The sequence below is a fragment of the Rhodococcus sp. 27YEA15 genome, from assembly GCF_049739425.1.
Classification (GTDB): Bacteria; Actinomycetota; Actinomycetes; order Mycobacteriales; family Mycobacteriaceae; genus Rhodococcus_F.
The window spans coordinates 1,973,229-1,993,847 of the sequence record NZ_JBMHHW010000001.1; the positions used below are offsets into that span (position 1 = coordinate 1,973,229).

The following is a 20,619-nucleotide window of genomic DNA, read 5'->3' on the forward strand; positions in this document are numbered from 1 at the left end:
GTGTTGAGCTTCTTCGGACGCGCATCGGTGTCCAAGGTGACGGCACCGATGGGTCAGGCGCTGGTCAAGACAGGTTTGACGCCCGATGCGGTCACGATTATCGGCACGGTTGCGAGCGTTGTCGGTGCCGTGACGTTGTTTCCGTCCGGGCATCTGTTCTGGGGAACCATGTTCATCTGGTTCTTCGTCATGTTCGACATGTTGGACGGTGCGATGGCTCGCGCCCGTGGCGGTGGTACCCGCTACGGGGCTGTGCTGGACGCGACGTGCGACCGGGTGGCGGACGGCGCGATCTTTGCCGGTCTGGCCTGGTGGGCCGTTTATCACGAGAACAGCAAGTGGCTGCTGGTTGCCACGCTGATCTGCCTGGTGACGTCACAGGTGATCTCGTATGCGAAGGCGCGTGCGGAGGCGAGTGGGCTGACTGCCGACGGTGGCCTGATCGAGCGACCGGACCGGCTGATCATCGTTCTGGTGGGTGCAGGGCTGACCGGGATGGGTCTGCCGTGGGCGATCCACATCGCGATGTGGCTGTTGGCGGCAGGCAGTGTGGTGACGGTGTTCCAACGTGTGTTGGCGGTACGGAACTCGCCGGGTGCGCGAGAACTTCTCCCGATCACGTCGACGGCGACTGAGTCCGAGAGCGGGGCGGACACGTGAGCTTCGCCGAACGTGCGACGGATCTGGGCTACGCCGCCGGGTGGCGTCTGGTGCGGAGTTTGCCGGAGCAGGTGGCCGTGAAGTTGTTCGACGTCGGCGCGGATTTTTCGGTTCGCAAGGGCGGGCCACAGCAACTTCGTCGCAATCTGGCGCGGGTACTCGGTACGTCACCGGAGGATGTACCGGACCAGTTGGTCAAGGATTCGATGCGCTCGTATGCCAGGTATTGGCGTGAGGCATTCCGGTTGCCGTCGATGGATCTGGTAGCGACGGGCAATGCCTTGGCGGCGGACGTCGAGGGGCAGGAGCATCTCGAGCAGGCGAAGGCGGCCGGGCGGGGCGCCGTGCTGGCGTTGCCGCACAGCGGCAACTGGGACATGGCCGGTGTGTGGTGCGTGCAGCAGTGGGGCGGTCTGACATCGGTGGCCGAGCGGCTCAAGCCCGAATCGCTCTACGAGCGGTTCGTCGAATACCGCGAGAGCCTGGGCTTCGAGATCTTCCCGCTCAGTGGCGGGGAGCATCCGCCCTTCGTCGAACTGACGAAGCATCTGCATCAGAACAAGATCGTGTGTTTGTTGGGGGAGCGAGATCTGGCGAAGAAGGGTGTTCCGGTCACGTTCTTCGGTGAGCCGACGCGGATGCCCGCCGGGCCCGCGAAGCTCGCCATCGACACCGGTGCACCGCTGCTGCCCGTGCATTGTTGGTTCACTCCCGGTGGGTGGGGTTTCAAGATCGATCCCGCGATCGACGTCTCGGGTGGAGTCGAGTCCGCGACGCAGGCGTTGGCGGATCGATTCGCGGTCAACATCGCCGCCCATCCGGCGGATTGGCACATGTTGCAGCCGCTGTGGCGTTCGGATCTCTCACAGTCGCGGCTTGCCCGCATGGAGGGTGAATGAAGATCGGCATGATCTGCCCGTACTCGTTCGACGTACCCGGTGGGGTGCAGGCGCACGTGGTGGATCTGGCCGAGGTGTTGCTCGAGCGTGGGCACAAGGTGAGTGTGTTGGCGCCGTCGTCGGACGACGACGCGCTGCCGGAATTCGTGGTGTCCGCCGGGAAAGCGGTAGCCATCCCGTACAACGGTTCGGTCGCTCGGCTCTCGTTCGGTCCGACCGCGAATTCACGGCTTCGCAAGTTCATCGCGGACGGCGGCTTCGACGTTCTGCACATCCACGAACCCAACGCCCCGAGCCTGTCGATGTTGGCACTGCGCATCGCCGAAGGCCCGATCGTTGCGACCTTTCACACCTCCACCACGAAGTCGTTGGTGCTCAGTACCTTTCAGGGAGTTCTCGCCCCGTACCTCGAGAAGATCAGTGGCCGGATCGCCGTCTCCGAGTTGGCTCGACGCTGGCAGGTCGAGTCGTTGGGCAGTGACGCGGTGGAGATCCCGAACGGGGTGGACGTCGCCGCCTTCGCCGAGGCCGATCTGTTACCAGGCTATCCCCGGGACGGCGGGACGATTCTGTTTCTCGGACGATACGACGAACCACGCAAGGGCATGGCTGTCTTACTGGGGGCGTTGCCGGAGTTGGTATCGAAGCATCCTCATCTCGAGGTGATTGTGGTCGGGCGCGGCGACGAGGACAAACTTCGCAAGGATGCCGGCAAGTACTTCGGGCATCTGCGGCTTCTCGGTCAGGTGACCGACGAGGAGAAGGCGTCGGCTCTGCGCAGCGCCGATGTGTACTGTGCCCCGAACCTCGGCGGAGAGAGTTTCGGCATCGTGCTCGTCGAGGCGATGGCGGCCGGGACGGCAGTGGTAGCCAGCGAGCTCGACGCGTTCCGGCGGGTGTTGCGTGACGGTCAGGCGGGTCTGCTGGTTCCGATCGGGAACTCGCAAGCTCTGGCGGAGGCAGTGGATTCGGTGTTGAGTGATCCGGACCGGCGCCGAGCTCTGGTCGATACCGCGACGAGTGTGGTCTCCGAGTACGACTGGCCGGTGGTCGCGGAGCAGATTTTGCGCGTCTACGAGACCGTCACCGTCGGTGGTACCGGTGTTCGGGTGGTGGGGTCGTGACTTTTTCCGCACTGACGATCTTCGTTCTCGGTCTCGTTGCCGCGGTTGTCCTCGTCGTCGGACTGTGGGCGTACGCGACAGCGAACCGCTTGGACCGGTTGCACGTCAGATCGGATCAGTCGTGGTTGGCCCTCGACGCGGCACTCTCCCGCCGAGCGGCTGTGGTGCGCGCCGCTGCGGTGGACATGAGCGAGGACGACGCTCGTCGGTTCGCGTCGTTGGCCGACACGGCTGAGCGAGCCGATCGGGTGGACCGTGAGTTGGCGGAAAACCGGTTGTCGAATGCGCTGGCTGCGTACGGAACCAGATCGCTGCGTCCGCAGTTGGTGGCCGAACTGGCCGATTCGGAGGCGCGGGTGTTGATCGCACGGCGTTTCCACAACGACGTCGTACGCGACACGCTTGCTCTTCGCACTCGCCGCATGGTGCGGCTCCTCCATCTCGGTGGCACGGCACAGTTGCCGCAGTACTTCGAGATCTCGGAGCGGACTACCGCTGCGGCGGTTCCGGAGGGCATCACCGTGGATACGTCGCGGACGTCGGCGCGAGTGTTGCTCATCGACGACCAGGATCGTGTGCTGCTCCTTCGTGGGCACGATCCGAAGATCCCGGGCAAGTATTTCTGGTTCACCGTCGGTGGTGGTCTCGAACGCGGTGAGCATCTACGCGGCGCCGCGGTGCGGGAAGTCGCGGAAGAAACCGGACTGGTGGTGACGCCGAGTGATCTGCGCGGGCCGCTGTGGCGCCGGGTGGCGATCTTCCCGTTCGACGGCGAACTGATCCGCTCGGAGGAGTTGTTCTTCGCTACTCGGACCAGGGGATTCGAACCGGTGTTCAAGGGACACACGGAACTGGAAAAGCGTGCCATCACCGGGCATCGTTGGTGCGATGCGGCCACGATCGTCGAGCTGTCGACATCCGGTGAACCGGTGTATCCGATCGATCTGGCGCAGCTGCTCCCGGAGGCAGTGACGGTAGCCGACGGCGCCGAGGATCCAGAAGTCCGCGCGATCACCTGAGTTCGGCGCGGGTTCAAGGCCAGCAATGGTGAATTGGCTACGGAATCGAAGGCCGGTTGGTTCTACTGTCTTCCACAGAGGCACCTCGCAACCTGTGTTGTGGAATCACCGTGCCTCGCTTCCGTTCGTCACCTCACTATTGCAGGAGTTTTGCCGTGAGCACCCCCGAGTCTGATTCCACCACCACCGTCGGCACCGCGCGGGTCAAGCGCGGCATGGCCGAGATGCTCAAGGGCGGTGTGATCATGGACGTCGTCACTGCGGAGCAGGCCAAGATCGCCGAGGACGCCGGGGCTGTGGCCGTCATGGCACTCGAGCGGGTCCCGGCGGACATCCGCGCGCAGGGCGGCGTCTCTCGCATGAGTGATCCGGACATGATCGACAGCATCATCGCCACCGTCAGTATCCCGGTGATGGCGAAGGCTCGCATCGGTCACTTCGTGGAGGCGCAGATTCTGCAGAGTCTGGGCGTGGACTACATCGACGAGTCCGAGGTACTCACTCCCGCCGACTACGCCAACCACATCGACAAGTGGAAGTTCACTGCTCCGTTCGTCTGTGGGGCGACCAACCTCGGTGAGGCGCTGCGTCGTATCAACGAGGGTGCGGCCATGATCCGTTCCAAGGGTGAGGCCGGCACCGGAGACGTCTCCAACGCCACTACCCACATGCGCACCATCCGTGCCGAAATTCGTCGTCTCACCTCACTCAGTGAGGACGAGCTCTATGTGGCCGCGAAGGATTTGCAGGCGCCTTACGAACTTGTCGTCGAGGTCGCGAAGGCAGGTAAACTCCCCGTCACCATGTTCACTGCCGGTGGTATCGCCACCCCTGCCGATGCCGCGATGATGATGCAGCTCGGCGCCGAAGGTGTCTTCGTCGGATCGGGAATCTTCAAGTCGGGCAACCCGGCACAGCGCGCCGAGGCCATCGTCAAGGCCACGACCTTCTACGACGACCCGGATGTGCTCGCCAAGGTTTCCCGCGGATTGGGTGAGGCGATGGTGGGCATCAACGTCGACGATCTTCCGGTCGGACATCGCCTCGCCGAGCGCGGTTGGTGATCTTCGGTCGCTGACCGCACTCCGAAGGTGGGTGTGGCAGTCGGGTGCCGTGACCTCACCGATCGCCACACTCGTCCGTCGCGCACGGGCTACCGGCCCGGATCGTTCGGATGCGGTTCGAGCGCCGTGACGGCGATGCTCATCCACGGTCGCAGCGGGAGCGAGCCGAGAACGTGGGTGTGGAGATCATCCTCGTTCTCGGCTCGCCACACCCCGATGCTGCGTACCTCGCCGGCCGGACGCCACAGCCGCGCGAGCTGCCCGGTGGCCGCGAGTTCCTTGGCGCGTACGGCTTCCGCGCTGCGTCGTCGATCCACTTCGGACTGATCCGTGTCGTCCGGGACAGTGGTGGTGATGTAGACCAGGAATTCCTGCATGATGGTGTCTCCGTCTCGAGTTGCAGCCGTAGCCACCATCATCTGCCTCGGTCCGGCCTGTCCGCCACGACCTGTCCGCTCCCACAGGGTAGGCGCGGCCTTTCACCGCCGGTCCGGTGAGGAATCCGGTGCCGACGGCTGCGTTCGATGCCGGCGATCAGATCGGACGCTCGCCCCGTTCTGTCGGGCGATCGGATTCCGACGCCCATTGGGACCACGATCCCGGAAACAACGCACCGCGCTGGTAGCCGGCAATTTCCAGCGCAGTGAGCACCACGGTCGCCGTGACGCCGGAGCCGCAGTAGACACCCACTCGCGTGTCCCGGTCGAAGCCGTAGGCCTCGAACACCGAACGTAGCTCGGCGGGCGAGCGGAACGCGCCGTTGTCGTCGAGGAGGGTGACGAACGGACGGTTGTGGGCACCGGGAATGTGTCCGGCAACGGGATCGAGTGGTTCCACCTCGCCCCGGAATCGTTCTGCGGCTCGGGCATCGAGGAGATTACCGGTGGCGGCGAGGGCGCCTGCCTCGTCAGCGGTGATCGTCGTCTGCGCGCCGTGTTCGAGATCGAGATGGGCGACCGTGATACGACTGGGGGTGATCACCGGAGGATCGGTCTCGGTGGGAAGTGCGGCGTCGTTCCACGATGTCCACCCGCCGTCGAGTACCGAGACGTCGGCGAGGCCTGCAGCCCGCAGGACCCATCGAGCGCGGGTGGAACCGGCTCGGTTCCAGTCGTCGTACACGACGACGGATGTGTCGTCCTCGATTCCCCAGCGTCGCAATGCCGACTGCACTGCCGAAGCGCTCGGCAGTGGGTGCCGGCCGCGTCCGGTGACCGAGTGGTCGGAGAGATCTTCGTCGAGGTCGACGAACACCGCGCCGGGAACGTGCCCCGCTGCGTACGCGTCCGACCCGTCCGGCCGATCGACCCGCCAGCGCACGTCGAGGACGCGAATCTTTCGCTCGGGGTCGTCGAGTGCTTCTGCCAGTTCATGTGCGGATATCAAGGTGGTCGTCATTTTTCGCCTGTCGTGTCGATTGCCGACGATGTCGATTGGCGCCTGTCCAGCACGGCGGTGCGCCCCGTACGGTCGATGCGAACTTCTTCGAGGAACGTCACCACTGCTGCCGCGACGGTTCGATGGTGGATGCTGTTGAGGACGTCGTGCCGCCCGTCGGCGACAGTGTGTAGTCGGATATCGCCGAGCGCTCGGTAGCGCGGTTCGGCGAGGTCGAACGGACTGATCACGTCGTCGATGCCGTGCAGAGCGAGGACGGGCACGTCGACCGTCAGGCGTTCGAAAGCTGGAATACTTTCCCGGACAAGGCTGTCGGGAGTGACGATGGCGTCCTCGCGTAGTCGTCTCTGCTGTGTCGGGCAGCCGGCTCTCGCGACAATTTCCTCGGACCAGTCGCCGACCGCGGGATCGTTCGATCCGGGTAGTCCGACCAGGATCAGGGCGTCGGCGGTGTCGGGATCGGAGTTGAGCAGGTGGACAGCGTCCAGCGCTCCGGAGTCGATTCCGACAAGCGTTGCCGGGCTTATGTTTTCGATCTGCGAGAGTACCGTTTCCGTGGAATCCGCGATGACGACCAGGTAGCCGTCGGAGGCGAGACGGCGTGCGAATCTGTCGTACACCGCTGCGGTCTCGCCGCGGCCGAGGAGAATTCGGACGGCTCCGCGCGTCGAAGCCGGTGGGGGTGGGGAGAACACCGTGGGAGGGGTGATGTCTGGCATGGTGAAATGTCTTTCTATGTCTCGCGTGGCGAGGAGATCAGGGATGGTGCGCTGTCTGCTGGGCGTCGAGGAATCCACGTAACCGGGGGTTGGTACTCGCCAGCACCTCGTCGGGGGCGCCCTGTTCGACGACGCTTCCGTTGTCCATGAACACGATTCGTGATGCGATCTTGCGGGCGAACGCCATCTCGTGAGTGACGACGATCATCGTCTGGCCGTTCTCGGCGAGATCTCGGATCACGTGAAGTACTTCTTCCACGAGTTCGGGGTCGAGGGCAGAAGTCGGCTCGTCGAACAGTAGGAGATCCGGTTCCATCGCGAGTGCGCGGGCAATGGCGACGCGCTGTTGTTGGCCACCGGAGAGTTCGGACGGGTAGTGCTCGGCGCGGTCTTCGAGATCGACGCGGGCGAGTAGACCCAGCCCGAGCTCGCGAGCTGCGGCAGGTGCGAGCTTCCGTACCTTGACCGGGGCGTGGATGATGTTCTCGAGCGCATTCATGTGTGGAAACAGATTGAACTGCTGAAACACCATGCCGGTACGACGTCGTTGACGGGTGACGTCTTTCGGCCTCATCCGAACCAGACGATCCCCCTTCCACTGGACTCCGAGTGGTTCGTCGGCGAACCAGATGGCTCCGCTGTCGATGGCCTCGAGTTGACTGATTGCCCGCAGCAACGTCGACTTCCCGGAGCCGGAGGGGCCGATGACGACCACGATCTCCCCTCGTTGGACGTCGATGTCGACGTGCCGGAGAACCTCGAGCGAGCCGAAGCTCTTGCTGACATTCGCAACTCGAACCAGTGGTGCGCTCATCGGGTGACTCCTGACTGTCGCGACGAGGTACGCCCGAAGAGTCGGCTGGTACCGGTACCGGTACCGGTATCGGTACGGCGCCGGGTGACTCCGCGTCCGTAGCGGATCTCGATCCGCGATTGGACGACGTACAGGACACTCGTCAGCGCCAGGTACCAGAGGGCGGCCACGACGAGTAGCGGAATGATCTTTCCGTTGTTGGTGTAGAGCGTCTGCGCCGAGTAGAACAGGTCGAAGACCGACATGACCGAGACCAGCGACGTCGCCTTCAACATCGAGATCGCCTGATTGCCTGCAGGCGGGATGATCACCCGCATCGCCTGCGGCAGGACGATCTGTCCGGCGATCTGACTCGACGTGAGTCCAAGGGTGGAGGCGGCTTCGGTTTGGCCGTGCGGGACGCTCAGGATGCCGGCCCGAACGATCTCGCACATGTAGGCGGCCTCGTGCAAAGCCAGTCCGAGCAAAGCGGCGACGAGAGGTTTGATCAGGTCATTCGTCGACTCGGAGACGATGTAGTGGTTGGTGAACGGTATCGCGATCTCGACCCGGGGCAGGAAGATCGCGAAGTTGAACCAGAAGATCAACTGGATGAGGAGCGGTGTGCCCCGGAAGAACCACACGTACACATCTGCCGGTAGCCGCACGAGGGGATTGGAGGAGTTCCGGCACAGCGCGAGGATCGTTCCGCCGACAGTGCCCAGCACCATCGACGACACCGTCAACCACACGGTGGTCCAGACACCTTCGAGGATCGACGGATACGTCAGGTAACGGAAGACCACGGACCACTCGACGCTCGGGTTTCGGGCAATCGCGACGGCAAGCGCCGCCGAAATCGCCACCACCGCGGTGCCGAGTAGCAGCCGTCCCGGTCGGCGCCGCGCAGCAGCGGCGGCGACGTCGACGTTTCGCGACGGCGTGTCACGGGTCGAGTTCGGTCCGGCGGAATCGACCCCGTTGTCGGAGATACGTACGGTCATCGACTCTGGGTGGCGAGGTTGATGCCGAAATCGTCGAGGTTGTTGGACTCGATGCCGTACTTCGTCAGCCACGCGTCGTAGAGGCCGTCGGTGCGTAGGGATTCGAAGGCGCCGAGCAGGACATCGACGATCGGCCGATCCTTGAGGGCGTACGCACCGAAATACAGATTGGGGAATCCGTTTGCCTGGTTGACGCCGGCGAGTTCGAAGTTGGAGTCCTGCGAGACGTAGTACGTCAACGGAATCTGCTGGGAGAAAGCGGCATCTGCGCGACCGGAGCGGACTGCGAGTACAGCGGTGTTCTGGTCGGCGAAGGTCAGGATGTTGATGGGTTCTTTTCCATCCTTGGTGCATTCTTCGGTCTTGGTCTGAAGGACCTTCTCCGACGGTCCGCCCTGCAGGGTCGCGATACTCGTGCCGCAGGTGGAATCGATGTCGGTGATGTTCTTCGGGTTGCCCTTCTTCACCATGAAGATCACGTATTCGCGGATCCAGTCCGCGAAGTCGAAGGTTTCCTCGGTGGTCGGGAGATCGGCCAGGGAGGACAGGCTGGCGTCGGCGCGTCCACTCTTGAGGGCGGTCGTGACGTCACCGATCGACGGTTCGACGTTGAAGTCGATCTTGACGCCGAGGACCTTTTCCAACGACTGTGCCACCTCGACGTACATGCCCTGCAAGGTCTTTCCGTCTTCGCTGTAGTAGGCGTACGGCGGGAACTGGAACCCGGCCAGGCGAAGGGTGCCGGAATCCTTGATCTCGGACGGAAGGGAATCGTGCAGTGCCTGGTTGAACGATGCCTCGGGGAGTTCGACGGCGGACGTCACCGCGGTGGTGGTGTCGGGCGTGTCGGAAGAGCTGCATGCGACGAGGGATACGGCCAGACCGACGGCCACGGCGCTCGATGTCAATGCTGCACGAAAAGACTTCACTACTGCTCCTGTACGAATGAAAGGGATCGAAAGGTGATGTTCTTCCGGACGAGTCGTCCGAAAGCACCGGGCGGAAGTCACCGCCCCGGTGTGATGTCTGTTGGTTGCTTCGGATCGAAGACATGACTGACCCACGCATCGGGGGCCTTGATCAAGTCCTGCATGTACTCGGGGAAGTTTCCGTCGAGAATGTCCTGCAAGGTGACGGTTTCCAGAATCGAACGCAGCGCAGCACGCATCGCCACCCACACGAACTGCAGATTTTCGGCGCTGCCGTTGTATCCGAGATCCTGAGGACACTCGCCGCGGATCGCGACCAACGGCCCGTTGAGCGCGCGCAACACATCGGCGACCAGAACCTCGCGGGCGGGACGTTTGAGTCGATGGCCGCCGCCGGTGCCCCGTTGGCTGGACACGAACGAGGTCTGCCGTAGTTCCGACATGATCGCTTCGAGGTACTTGTGTGGAATCTGCTGGCTGGTTGCCAGATGTTCCGAGCTGACCAGACCGTCAGGATGTGCCGCGAGTTCGATCAGGGCGCGCAGAGCATAGTCGGATTTTGCTGATATACGCATGTGGCGCACCACTTTCCGTCGTCGTGTGAAATGCCCGTCAGTGTTCGTCGATGGTGCGGCGCACCGTTATCGGACAGAATCGGCAGTTGCCGGGGCGTCCGATTCGATTCCCAGATTCGATCGAAGTGTGGTACCCGTGTAGTCGTTCCGGACAAGGCCGCGGTCCTGAAGAATCGGAACCACCTCGTCCACGAAAGATTCGATTCCACCCGGCGCGATTGGCATCATCAGATTGAATCCGTCCGCAGCTCCGCTCCGGAACCAGTGTTCGAGTGTGTCCGCGACCTCGACCCCGCTTCCGACGAGGGCCGTCATACCCAACGGTGCTCGCCCACTGATCCGGCGCGCCAATTGCCCGACGGTACGGGCCTCCCCGGATGCCAGTTCCCGCAGGTTCAGCAAGCCGGTGACCGATCCGTTGAATTCTTCGGGGTTCGGCAGCAGGTCGAGCGGAACCTCGTCGTCGAGTCCGTAGCCGGTCAGGTCGATTCCCAGCATCCCCTGCAGTTGAGCGATGATTCCCGGACCGGTGAGGGTGAGCGCTTCGATCTCCCGGGCGAGTGCTCGGGCCTTGGCGCCCGTCTTACCCACGTAGGGAACGATTCCCGGCAGCACCTTCACCGACGACGCGGCCCGTCCGTGTGCAACGGCACTGGCCTTCACCTTGCGGCGGGTGTCGGCGGTTTCCTCGATCGACATCGACCGGGCGTAGATCGCGTCGGCGTGTGCGCCGGCGAAGTCGATCCCGTCGGTGGACGCCCCGGCCTGGACGATCACCGGTCGACCTTGTGGTGACGGCGGAACGGTCAAGGGTCCGGCGACGTCGAAGAACCGACCGGAGTACGCGGCCGGGGTAATCGCACCGTCGGCGATCATCGTTCCACTCGACCGGTCCATGACCAGCGCGTCCGGGCTCCAACTCGACCACAGGGCGCGCAGCACCTCGGCGAATTCGTGGGCGCGGTCATAGCGTTCGGCATGATCGATATGGCTGGTGCGAGAGTGATTTCGGGCTACCGCGTCGCCTGCCGACGTCACCAGGTTGACGCCGGCGCGGCCACCGCTGATCAGATCGAGCGACGCGATCTGCCGCGCCACAGTGTACGGATCGCAATAGCTGGTCGACACGGTCGGTACGAGACCGACATTCCGGGTGGCACCGGCGATCGCCGACAGCAGCGTGATCGGTTCGAAGGGGGTGTTGGCGAGGGCGTCGTTGAGGTCGGGTCTGAGCGCCGGGGTGTCGGCGATGAAGATCGAATCGAACTTGCCGCGCTCGGCTACCCGGCACATCTCGATGTAGTAGTCGAGATCGAGAGCGCGGGAGGTGGAGCTCTCCGGGTGCCGCCAGGCGTAGTTCGCATGACCGACGCCACTGATGTTGAAGTGCAACGACATCTGAGCCGACTCGGTCATCGGGACGCCTCTCGGTTGGGGCCGACGAGCAGAGTCCCGGCGGCGGGGGAGAAGATCACTTCGGCGATGCGATCGGTCACCACATCGTCGTTCGGCGGATTGAACATGGCCACTCGTAGATCGCGGAAGTATCGAGAGAGCGGTGAGTCGTTCCAGACTGATGCTCCGCCGACGAGGCGGGCCGCATGGTCGACGGCCTCGGTGGCGTGCCGATGTACCAGCAATTTCACTGCCGGACCCAGCCCGGGCCGGGTCGTGCCTTCCGCCGACGACCGGCGCAGCGCCGAGTCCAGCAGGGTTTCCGCTTGTAGTAGTGCGAGTTCTACCGCGGCTGCGTGCTCACGAGTGCGTGGTTGTTCGCTGCGTAAGCCGGATTTTCCGTCGTCGCGAGCGCCGGCTGCGAACCCGAGGGCGTAGGACCGGGCCGCGGTACCGATACCGAGGTGAATGGAGGCCAGTAGCAAGGACCACCAGTTGTAGAAAGTATCGGCAGTCTCCGCATTGGTGTTCGGGTCGTAGGCCGTGACGGCGGCCTCTGCCCCGACTCGGACGTTGTCGAGCACCACGTCGTTGGAGGCGGAGCCCCGCAGTCCGATGGTGTCCCAGGTGTGTTCGATGCGCACTCCGGGGTCGGCGGTGTCCACGACGAAGGTGTGGGTGGTCGACTCCGCCGTTTCGGAATCGACGGAAGTCGCGGTGACGAGAATTACGTCGAGTCCGATCGAACCGGTGACATACCGTTTGCGTCCGTCGAGAATCCATCCACCGGCGTCGTCGCGGCGAGCAGTGGTCGTCGCAGCGCCCCCTCGACTGGGTGCGCCGCTGCGTCCTTCGCTGGCTGCGAAGTTCAGCAGCTGATTGTCCGCCGCGAGCCGGCGACCGAGGCGCACGAGGGGTTCCGGTGGGTCGGTGGGGGAGAGCAGGCGGGTGCTGTGGATGTAGTGCATGGTCAGGACAAGAGCCGCCGAGGCGTCGACAGCCGCCAAAGCGCGGATGACGGCCGACGCCTCGGTCAGTGTGGCGCCGCCACCGCCGTACACGGTGGGCACTACGAAGCCAGGGAGTCCGACGCGCTTGAGGTCGGCGAAGGTCTCCGGGTGCGGGCCGTCGGAATCGACGACACGGGCGGTGACTGCGGCGCTGATGCTCGCCACCGCGTGTAGGGCGTCGCCGAGATCTCGGGGGGTGCCCTGATGGATCGGTAGTGGAATATCCACGTGCAAAACACTTTCCGTGGTCATCGATTTCTTTCCTGTCGCGAATCGGACGGGCGTCCGGTCCGGTCAGATCATTACCTACCGTGGCGGTAGGGATCAACGGGCGACGAGGGTGGTGGCTCCGTCGTCCGCAGGGTCAACGGGCCGATCGGCCGGCTGTTCGGCCCGTCCGGCTGCCGAAGATTCCAGCCCGGTCGGAATCCGAATCAGTGCAGTTCATCGCCGCAGACGGTCGATCCGGTCCGCATGGAAATCGAGTGCGCTCGGTTCGATTCCGAGAGCCCGATCGACCGCGGACGGCATCGATAGAATCACCGTGATCGAATCTCTACTGCCCTACCAGGGTGATAGGGAATGGTGATCATGGCAGCGTGTTGGATCACGTTCCACGCGCACCCGTCATGCTCACTTCGGAGGTTCTCGTGTCCCTGATCGCACTGTTGGTCGGCTCTCGTTCTGCGGATTCCCCGGCGCGCGCGCTCGCCGAATTCGTCGCCGAGAGTCTCGAAACCAGCGGGCACACGACCTTCCTCGTCGATGCCGCAGCTGTGTCGGCCACCGCACTGCTGGACGGCGACACCACCGATCGGACTGTGGACGACCTGGTTACCGTCGCCGACGCTGCCGATGCGGTGGTCGTTCTGTCGCCGGTGGTCAAAGCCGGTTACAGCGGCACGACGCGTTCGCTCCTGGAGTTACTGCCGGAGAACGCGTTCGCGGGTAAGTCCGTTCTGGCGCTGTCCGCAGGTACCGCGCCGACGGGGATCGACGACAATCGGCGCGCCATCGAGCCGATCATCCGCTCACTGTCCGGTGACATCGTCGGGCCAGGCGTTCACGTCTGCGTCTACGACATCACTCGCAACGCGTGCTCCGTCGCGCTCGACGGTGCCGCGCATCAGATGGTCGAGGATGCCCTCGGGCACCTGCAGAGCGGGCTCGTCGTCGACGGCGCGAATGGTGCGGCCGATTCGGCCGCGCAGCTGCTCGATGCAGGCGACGCGCTGGAGTCGGTGCGTGCTGGTGCGCTCCTGGTGGACGTCCGATCCAACCCGACTCTGGGTGTCGGATTGATCGCCGGTGCCGTGCACGTACAGAAGTCCGACGTCGAGGCGGTATTCGGAAACCACGGAAGTGAATCGCGCCCACTGGTGGGGATCGATCGCGCCGTTGTCGTCGTCTGCAATTCGGAGCGGGGCTCGAGTGAGTTCGCCCGCACGTTGGTGCGGTTGGGTTATCGCCAGGTGTCCCACATTCGCGGGGGCGCAGCGGCGTTGGCGTCCGAGCTTCGGATGGGCCCGGTGTCCGAGGGCGCCGGCGCATTGGGTTGAGGACCAACGGATTCTGTTCATCAAGATTTCAATCACCGGTCACCCGTGGACCTGTGGCGACGTCGCGGACGGCCGCCGACGCGGCAGTGACGGCGATCGGGCGTGGATACGATCACACCATGACAGAGGTGTCCTTGTGCGCAGTCGAACGAAGTGCTGCGTCGACGATGCATGAGGTTTCGCGGCGATGTTCGCACGAGATACCTGATCACATCTATATCTATCTACTGCTCCGATAACCGCCCAGGACGCTACCGATGGTCGCTCGACCCCTTCACGAGCATTCGCAGATACCCACTATCGAGGACATCGCCGCGAGGTCCCGAGCTCAGCTCGACCGACTCACCGCGCATCAGGCGCTCGCGGAGTTGCGCGGCGGTGCACTGCTCGTCGACATCAGACAAGAACACTTCCGACGTTCGGACGGACACATTCCGGGTTCGTTGGTGCTCGAACGCAACGTGCTCGAATGGCGACTCGATCCTCGCAGTGATTTCCGGATACCACTGGCCACCGATCATGATCTTCGGGTTGTGCTCATCTGCCCCCACGGCTCGGTGTCGTCCATTGCGGCGGTGAGTCTTCAGGCGATCGGCCTGCACCGGGCCACCGATGTCGTCGGCGGATTCGTGGGATGGCGAGCCGCAGGCTTGCCCGTGGTCCCCCAATTCACCCCGACCGGGCTGTTCGTCGAGCCGGGAGCGCCTCGCTTCGTCGTCGACCAGGTCCGGCAGCAGGTGGCGATCGGCGATCGCGTCGTGGCGCTGACTCGTCTCGAGTACATAGTTCTCAGCGAGCTGATCGGTGCCAGTGGGCGGGTGGCCACCAAGGACGAACTGAAAGTGGCGGTAGGTGATTGGGAAGGGAGCCGGAGTCGGTCGATCGATTCCCTGATTCATCGCCTGCGGCACAAGCTGGGCGATTCCGCAGGTTCGATGATAGTCACCGAACGTGGTGTGGGATTTCGACTGCGGGCAGAACCCGGGCGGGTCTGACATCGGCGGCAGTGCACGGTGGCGGGCGACGCGATGTCGTTCTTGTGTTTCAACTCTGTCACGTATCAACGGTTGACATTTCTGTATTGTGAAAACTGTTGCTCAAGTTGACATTTAAACTTGTCGTGCGCTTTGGTGTAACTCTCGAAACGAGAGGAAAACCATATGAACACCCGATCGCCGATACGTCTGGCATTACATTCGGACCTGCGGGAACGCGGCGACCAAGCACTCGTCTACCGCGATATGGTCGACTTGTTCGCGCATGCGGATCGGCTCGGCTTCGATTCCGCCTGGGTTCGTCAGTATCACTTCCGAGGCCGGCGTCAGGGCTCGAGCTTCGACGGCGGGTTACCGTCACCGTTCGTGTTCTTGTCCGCTGTCGCCCAGCGAACCGAGAACATTCGCCTCGGAACCGGTGTCGTGACGTTGCCACTCGAGAATCCGGTGCGTGTCGCCGAGAACGCCGCGGTACTGGACGTACTCTCGAACGGGCGCGTGGAACTCGGTGTGGCCAACGGCGGTCATCCGGCGGTGGCCCGGTCTCTGGGGATGCTGCGACAAGGCGACACCGATCAGCGCAAAGCCGACTATCTTCGGTCTCTCGACATCTTGACCGGTGCGCTCGCCGGAGAACCACTCGATCCCACCGATCCCGAGTTCAGGCTCAATCCGTCGGCCCCCACTCTGGTCGATCGGATGTGGGAAGCCGCGCTGACGGAACAGAGTGGTCACGACATCGCCGCCCGCGGAAACGGTGTGTTGATCGGATCCACCCAGACCGTCCCCGCGGAGGTGACGGCTCGGGCGTATCACTCGTCGGCAGCGCCAGGGGGCACCGCACGAGTCGGATTGGTCGTCCATGTTCATCCGGCAGCTACCCGTGAGCTGGCGCTCGCCGAGATCGCCGAGGAGGTGGAGGCAACCTACGCGTGGGGTAGGGATTGGCTTCCGCACGCGAACACCTTGCAGGAGAAGGCCGCGGGCGCCAATGTCCACTACGGAAGTGCTGCGGACATCGTCGAATCCATTCGTTCGTTCCCGGCATTCGCCTACGTCACGGATCTGCAGGTGGCAGTGCATTTCGGTACCGCATCGCACGCCCATCGAGTCGATGTGATCGACGAGATCGTCGAGAGCATCGCGCCGCATTTGGGGTGGGCACCTGCGTTGTCCGGCGGCGAGGACCAGGCGCAACCCCGCTCGACGTACGGTGTGTTCCAAGACTGAAACATCCGAGCACCGGTGGTTGCGCATCACTGATGATCTCGTGAAAGTGCAGGTCCAGCAGTTGAATACGCGGCCGGTACGGAGGAACGTGATTGGTCGGCATTCGCTCAGCCTGACAAAAACTATGGGGAGCAGGAGATCTCGCTTCTTATCCTGATTCCAGTCACCCGAGCGGTGACCAAACATCGACTGTCGCAAAGATTTCACCGGACCTGCCGCGGGTCTTCGCATCAGAGTCCACATTCGAGGAGAGAATCGTGACCACTATCGACGCAACGCCCACAGTGGTGGACGGCATACCCGACGCCGAGCCTGGCGGCGACAACTCCACACTCGAATCGATACTCGATCGGTGGGCCGCCGAGTTCTCCGGGTGGCGACTCACACCGGCGCAGGAGTCGACGTTCACCCGGGAATTGCGCGGCGCGGGCCTCATTTCCACGCTCGGATTTCTCGCCCCGCTCGATTTCGCGGCCGCTGTGGAATTCGTGCGTCGGATCGCGACGATCTCACTGATCGCGGCAAGCGATGCGGCCGACCTGGTGGAAGCGGTCGTACACGTCGACAGGTTCGGAACCGCGGATCAGGCGTCTTTGGTCGAACAGGCAACTGCCGCAGGCCTGGCGGTGGGTGTTGCCGTGCGCGCCGCAGACCCTTCCGGGTTGGGTGAGGGTGATCGAGTGGCGGTCTCCGACGTCCGCAGTTCGTGGAAGCCGCGCCTGGTCGTCGTCCCGGTCGACACCGCCGCCGGGTCCAGAGGCACGGCACTGGTGACGTCCGACGACGGATCGGCACCTGCCTCCGGCGCTGCCGTCGCGAAGGCCGAACTGTTGCGCGGTTCGGGTGTCGGCGGGGGCATTTCCTCGATCTTGTGGTCGGCAGCGCTGCTCGGCGCTGCCGAGCGTGTGCTCGCTGCTGCTGCGGCGGCGGCCACGAACGAGGGAAAGCCGTGGTCCGGCCGTACGTACGAGCGGCTGATCGACGACCCCTACGTCATTGTCAGATTCGGTCGGCTTCGTGCGGAACTGCATGCCGCCGGGCGATTGTTGAGCGATACGGCCTCCGCTGCGACGCCGGATCGGTCGGCGGATGCGTCGCTGCTGTACTCCGCCGCGTCGCATGTCGTGACCACCGTCTACACCGAACTACCGGAATTGGTAGGTGCCGGGGCAGCGCAGGTCGAGGACCTGTGGGCGGCGGCATCGGACTTGCGCCGTGCGACGTTGCGCCACTCGGTGGCGTGGGTCGAGGCGATTGCGGGGCAGGGATTGCTGACCGATGATTCCGCCGCCGATGAAGGTTACGCATCGACAACGCCGGCCGAGGCACCGGTGCCGGTACTGCGTGATCGGGGTGAGGCCGTCGCTGCCGCCGAACGTCTTGCCGAACGGTTGACGATCGACGCCGTGGAGCGAGATCGAGATCGCCGACATCCGGGCAGCGAACTGAGCGATCTTGCCCGAACCGGTTTGCTGGGGCTGACGGTGCCGGAAGAGTTCGGCGGACCGGACGCACCGACGGCCACGATCGCCGAAGTGGTGCGCACCATCGCCACCGCAGACGGTTCGGTAGCTCAGATCCTTCAACCGCACTTCGGCGCGTTGGAAATGATCACGCTCTCCGGCACGCCGGAACAGAAGCGTTACTTCTTCGCAGAAGCGTTGAGCGGAGCCAGATTCGGCAACGCCAATGCGGAACTCGGCACCAGAGCGGCCGGTGACATTCGAACTCGGCTCATCCACTCGCCGGACGGTGGCTTCACTGTCGACGGCCACAAGGCCTACACCACCGGGTCCTACAGCGCGGACTGGATCCCGGTCAGTGTGCGGGATCCATCCGGCAATCGGGCGTCGGCGTTGGTCAACCGGACGGCCGAGGGAGTCGAGATCGCAGACGACTGGTCCGGTATCGGCCAGCGCACCACGGCAAGTGGATCGGCGACCTTTACCGGTGTACGCGTCTTCGAACACCACGTCATTGCGCAGTGGCGTGCCGGTGAGGGCTCGCAACTGACCGGGGCCAAGGGAAACATCGTTCACGGCGCTGTGAACATCGGTTTGGCGGCCGGAGCTCTGGCAGCGACCAAAGACTACGTACTGACCAAGGCTCGACCGTCCAAGGACTTGGCTATCGAATCGGTGGTGGAGGACCCGCACGTGGTCCGCCGCTACGGACGGCTCGCAGCCCGCCTCGCGATCGCGGAGAGCGCGTTGGCGCGCGCTGCTGATCTGGTGGATATCGCTCGCGTCGAGCAGAGCGCGGCATCGGTGTCCGCGGCCACCGTTGCGGCCGCGGAGACCGAGGCACTCGGTAGCGAGATCGGACTGGAGATCGCGTCGGAACTGTTCGCTCTGGCCGGGGCGTCGTCCAGTCGGGCCGAATTGGGCCTGGATCGATTCTGGCGCGATATTCGTACACACAGTCTGCACGACACGATGATCTGGAAGTACCACCAGTCCGGTGACGCCTTACTCAGCGGGGCCTACTACTTCGGAAACCGGCGAACACTGCACTGACCCGGTGACGAAGTGCAGATCTCTTGTCCTTCAGTCGTTCACATCTGGGAATTTCCTTTCTCGGGTTTCATTCCTCAGGGTTCACACCTCACGATTCACCTCACTAGGAGAACTTTCATGCGCCGACACGATGCGGAACGCTCGCGCGTATCCGCCTTGCGCCGCACCCTCGTCCCGGCAGTACTGGTCGCGGCACTGGCGCTCAGCGCCTGCACCAGCACGGTCGAGCAAAGTTCGTCTGCACCGGCAGGCGACGGTACCCCACAGGCCGGCGGCACACTACGCACCAGCGTCGTCGATCCGGGGGGTGACCTCGACCCGGTGCTCACCGCAAGCCCCGGTGGTACCGGTGTGGTCGACTCGGTCACCGAGAAGCTGGCGATCATCAACGACAAATTCGAGGCCTCGCCGGTTCTCGCAACCGAGTGGAGCGCTACGCCGGACAACTTGAACTGGACCTTCAAGATTCGTGAGGGCGTCAAATTCAACGACGGTTCCACCTTGGTGCCTGCCGATGTGGTTGCCACGTACAACCGGATAATCGGCCCTGGCAGTACCTCCCCGGCGAAGGGCTCGTTCGCGGGCCTGTTGGACACAGTGCAGGCGCAGGGCGAAAGCGTCGTGTTCTCCCTCAAGAAGCCGTTCGCCGACTTCCCGGTACTGGTTGCGGGAAACAACACCCAGATCCTCCCGGCAAGTTACGAGGTGGGGTCGTGGAAGAACAGCTACATCGGGACGGGACCGTTTACCGTCAAGGCCTTCAAGCCGGGTCAGGGTGTCACACTCGAGAAGAATCCTTCGTACTGGAATTCGGACAAGATCTATCTGCAGACCGTCGAGTACAAGTTCTTCAAGGACCAGCAGGCGCGAGTGCTCGCTCTCCAGAGCGGTGAGGTGGACGGTTTGTACGGCGAGCCGATCTCGTCGAATCTCACCTCTGCACTGGACGAGTCGAAGCTGAATGTGACCAGCGATCCCACGACGGGATTCTCGGCGTTCGCCTTCAGGGTCGACACCGCTCCGTTCGACGACGTGAAAGTTCGTCAGGCCGTGGCGTGGGCTCTCGATCGCGACGCCATCTCGGAAAAACTCTACGACGGGCAGTCCATCGAGGGCAACGACACCGTGTACAGCTCGATCTACCCGGTGACGCCGACAGGTCTCGAGCAGCGAAATGCCAACGCCGACAAAGTGAAGGAACTGCTCGCTGATCGTAAGATCAAGTTCACGATCACCACCAGTTCCACCGAAGAAGGTCACGCGCTGCTGATCCAGCAGCAGTTGCGCAAGTTCGACAATTTCGACGTCGATGTTCAAATCCTTTCGAGCGCAGAGTACTTCGCCGACGGCGACAATGCTCCCTGGCTTTCGGCTCCGGCGACGATTTCGTACTGGGGCTCACGGCCTGTCCCGTCGCAGTTCAACGACAACCTGTACCGCACCGGGGCGTTGTGGAATGCATCGCACTACAGCAATCCGACACTCGACGCACTTTTCGATCAGTACGACGCAACGAGTGGCAAGGACGAGCGGGCCAAGATCGTCGACCAGATCGCCGAGATTCAGTGGACCGACGTACCGGTCGTCATCTCCGCCTTTCCGAACACACGTCGGTATCTGAGCAAGAAGCTCCACATGCCGTACACGCCGGGAAACATCGACTACACCAACGTGTGGATCGAGCACTAGAACTCCCACCGAACACCGTCAACTACTGAAGTACCGGCAAC

At 63.6% G+C, this 20,619-nt stretch carries 19 protein-coding genes; 10 read left to right on the top strand and 9 right to left on the bottom strand.

Going from position 1 to position 20,619, the window contains the following annotated elements:
- The 5 genes from pgsA (at position 1) to pdxS (ending at position 4,766) form a co-directional block, all read left to right on the top strand.
- Complete coding sequence (gene pgsA / locus ABH922_RS09120) at positions 1-660, top strand: phosphatidylinositol phosphate synthase (RefSeq protein WP_424806605.1); 660 nt, start codon at positions 1-3, stop codon at positions 658-660.
- A complete protein-coding gene (locus ABH922_RS09125) occupies positions 657-1,559 on the top strand; it encodes a phosphatidylinositol mannoside acyltransferase (protein ID WP_424806606.1) in 903 nt (300 codons plus the stop codon). The genes pgsA and ABH922_RS09125 overlap by 4 nt, the downstream gene beginning before the upstream one ends.
- A complete protein-coding gene (locus ABH922_RS09130) occupies positions 1,556-2,683 on the top strand; it encodes a glycosyltransferase family 4 protein (protein WP_424806607.1) in 1,128 nt (375 codons plus the stop codon). The genes ABH922_RS09125 and ABH922_RS09130 overlap by 4 nt, the downstream gene beginning before the upstream one ends.
- Positions 2,680-3,702 (top strand): NUDIX hydrolase, encoded by a 1,023-nt coding sequence (locus ABH922_RS09135; protein ID WP_424806608.1) that lies wholly within the window; start codon positions 2,680-2,682, stop codon positions 3,700-3,702. The genes ABH922_RS09130 and ABH922_RS09135 overlap by 4 nt, the downstream gene beginning before the upstream one ends.
- A gap of 155 nt (positions 3,703-3,857) precedes the next feature.
- On the top strand, positions 3,858-4,766 hold the full coding sequence (pdxS, locus tag ABH922_RS09140; protein ID WP_424806609.1) for a pyridoxal 5'-phosphate synthase lyase subunit PdxS: 909 nt from the start codon (positions 3,858-3,860) through the stop codon (positions 4,764-4,766).
- A gap of 89 nt (positions 4,767-4,855) precedes the next feature.
- Here pdxS and ABH922_RS09145 read toward each other — a convergent pair whose 3' ends face one another.
- The 9 genes from ABH922_RS09145 to ABH922_RS09185 form a co-directional block, all read right to left on the bottom strand.
- A complete protein-coding gene (locus ABH922_RS09145; RefSeq protein ID WP_424806610.1) occupies positions 4,856-5,143 on the bottom strand; it encodes a muconolactone Delta-isomerase family protein in 288 nt (95 codons plus the stop codon).
- A 157-nt stretch (positions 5,144-5,300) separates the two neighbouring features.
- Positions 5,301-6,164 (bottom strand): sulfurtransferase, encoded by an 864-nt coding sequence (locus ABH922_RS09150; protein ID WP_424806611.1) that lies wholly within the window; start codon positions 6,162-6,164, stop codon positions 5,301-5,303.
- On the bottom strand, positions 6,161-6,883 hold the full coding sequence (locus ABH922_RS09155) for an alpha/beta hydrolase (RefSeq protein WP_424806612.1): 723 nt from the start codon (positions 6,881-6,883) through the stop codon (positions 6,161-6,163). The genes ABH922_RS09150 and ABH922_RS09155 overlap by 4 nt, the downstream gene beginning before the upstream one ends.
- Positions 6,884-6,920: 37 nt before the next feature.
- The gene (locus ABH922_RS09160) at positions 6,921-7,697 is read right to left on the bottom strand and encodes an amino acid ABC transporter ATP-binding protein (RefSeq protein WP_424806613.1); all 777 of its coding nucleotides are present in this window, start codon (positions 7,695-7,697) and stop codon (positions 6,921-6,923) included.
- Positions 7,694-8,680 carry an amino acid ABC transporter permease gene (locus ABH922_RS09165; protein ID WP_424806614.1) on the bottom strand — a complete coding sequence of 329 codons (987 nt, stop codon included), beginning with the start codon at positions 8,678-8,680 and terminating at the stop codon, positions 7,694-7,696. The genes ABH922_RS09160 and ABH922_RS09165 overlap by 4 nt, the downstream gene beginning before the upstream one ends.
- Positions 8,677-9,609 (bottom strand): transporter substrate-binding domain-containing protein, encoded by a 933-nt coding sequence (locus tag ABH922_RS09170; protein WP_424806615.1) that lies wholly within the window; start codon positions 9,607-9,609, stop codon positions 8,677-8,679. The genes ABH922_RS09165 and ABH922_RS09170 overlap by 4 nt, the downstream gene beginning before the upstream one ends.
- Before the next feature lie 77 nt (positions 9,610-9,686).
- Positions 9,687-10,184 (bottom strand): RrF2 family transcriptional regulator, encoded by a 498-nt coding sequence (locus ABH922_RS09175; RefSeq protein ID WP_424806616.1) that lies wholly within the window; start codon positions 10,182-10,184, stop codon positions 9,687-9,689.
- 66 nt (positions 10,185-10,250) lie between these two features.
- Complete coding sequence (locus ABH922_RS09180; RefSeq protein WP_424806617.1) at positions 10,251-11,600, bottom strand: NtaA/DmoA family FMN-dependent monooxygenase; 1,350 nt, start codon at positions 11,598-11,600, stop codon at positions 10,251-10,253.
- Positions 11,597-12,841, bottom strand: a complete 1,245-nt coding sequence (locus ABH922_RS09185) for an acyl-CoA dehydrogenase family protein (protein ID WP_424806618.1) — start codon at positions 12,839-12,841, stop codon at positions 11,597-11,599. The genes ABH922_RS09180 and ABH922_RS09185 overlap by 4 nt, the downstream gene beginning before the upstream one ends.
- Positions 12,842-13,188: 347 nt before the next feature.
- On the opposite strand from ABH922_RS09185, the gene ABH922_RS09190 reads away from it, so the two are divergent.
- The 5 genes from ABH922_RS09190 to ABH922_RS09210 all read left to right on the top strand — a co-directional run bounded on the left by ABH922_RS09190 (position 13,189) and on the right by ABH922_RS09210 (position 20,578).
- The gene (locus ABH922_RS09190) at positions 13,189-14,148 is read left to right on the top strand and encodes an NAD(P)H-dependent oxidoreductase (RefSeq protein WP_424806619.1); all 960 of its coding nucleotides are present in this window, start codon (positions 13,189-13,191) and stop codon (positions 14,146-14,148) included.
- A 257-nt stretch (positions 14,149-14,405) separates the two neighbouring features.
- A complete protein-coding gene (locus ABH922_RS09195) occupies positions 14,406-15,143 on the top strand; it encodes a winged helix-turn-helix domain-containing protein (RefSeq protein WP_424806620.1) in 738 nt (245 codons plus the stop codon).
- 165 nt (positions 15,144-15,308) lie between these two features.
- Positions 15,309-16,373, top strand: a complete 1,065-nt coding sequence (locus ABH922_RS09200; RefSeq protein WP_424806621.1) for an LLM class flavin-dependent oxidoreductase — start codon at positions 15,309-15,311, stop codon at positions 16,371-16,373.
- A 257-nt stretch (positions 16,374-16,630) separates the two neighbouring features.
- On the top strand, positions 16,631-18,889 hold the full coding sequence (locus ABH922_RS09205) for an acyl-CoA dehydrogenase family protein (RefSeq protein WP_424806622.1): 2,259 nt from the start codon (positions 16,631-16,633) through the stop codon (positions 18,887-18,889).
- Between the two features lie 117 nt (positions 18,890-19,006).
- Positions 19,007-20,578, top strand: a complete 1,572-nt coding sequence (locus ABH922_RS09210) for an ABC transporter substrate-binding protein (RefSeq protein ID WP_424806623.1) — start codon at positions 19,007-19,009, stop codon at positions 20,576-20,578.
- Positions 20,579-20,619 lie beyond the last annotated feature (41 nt).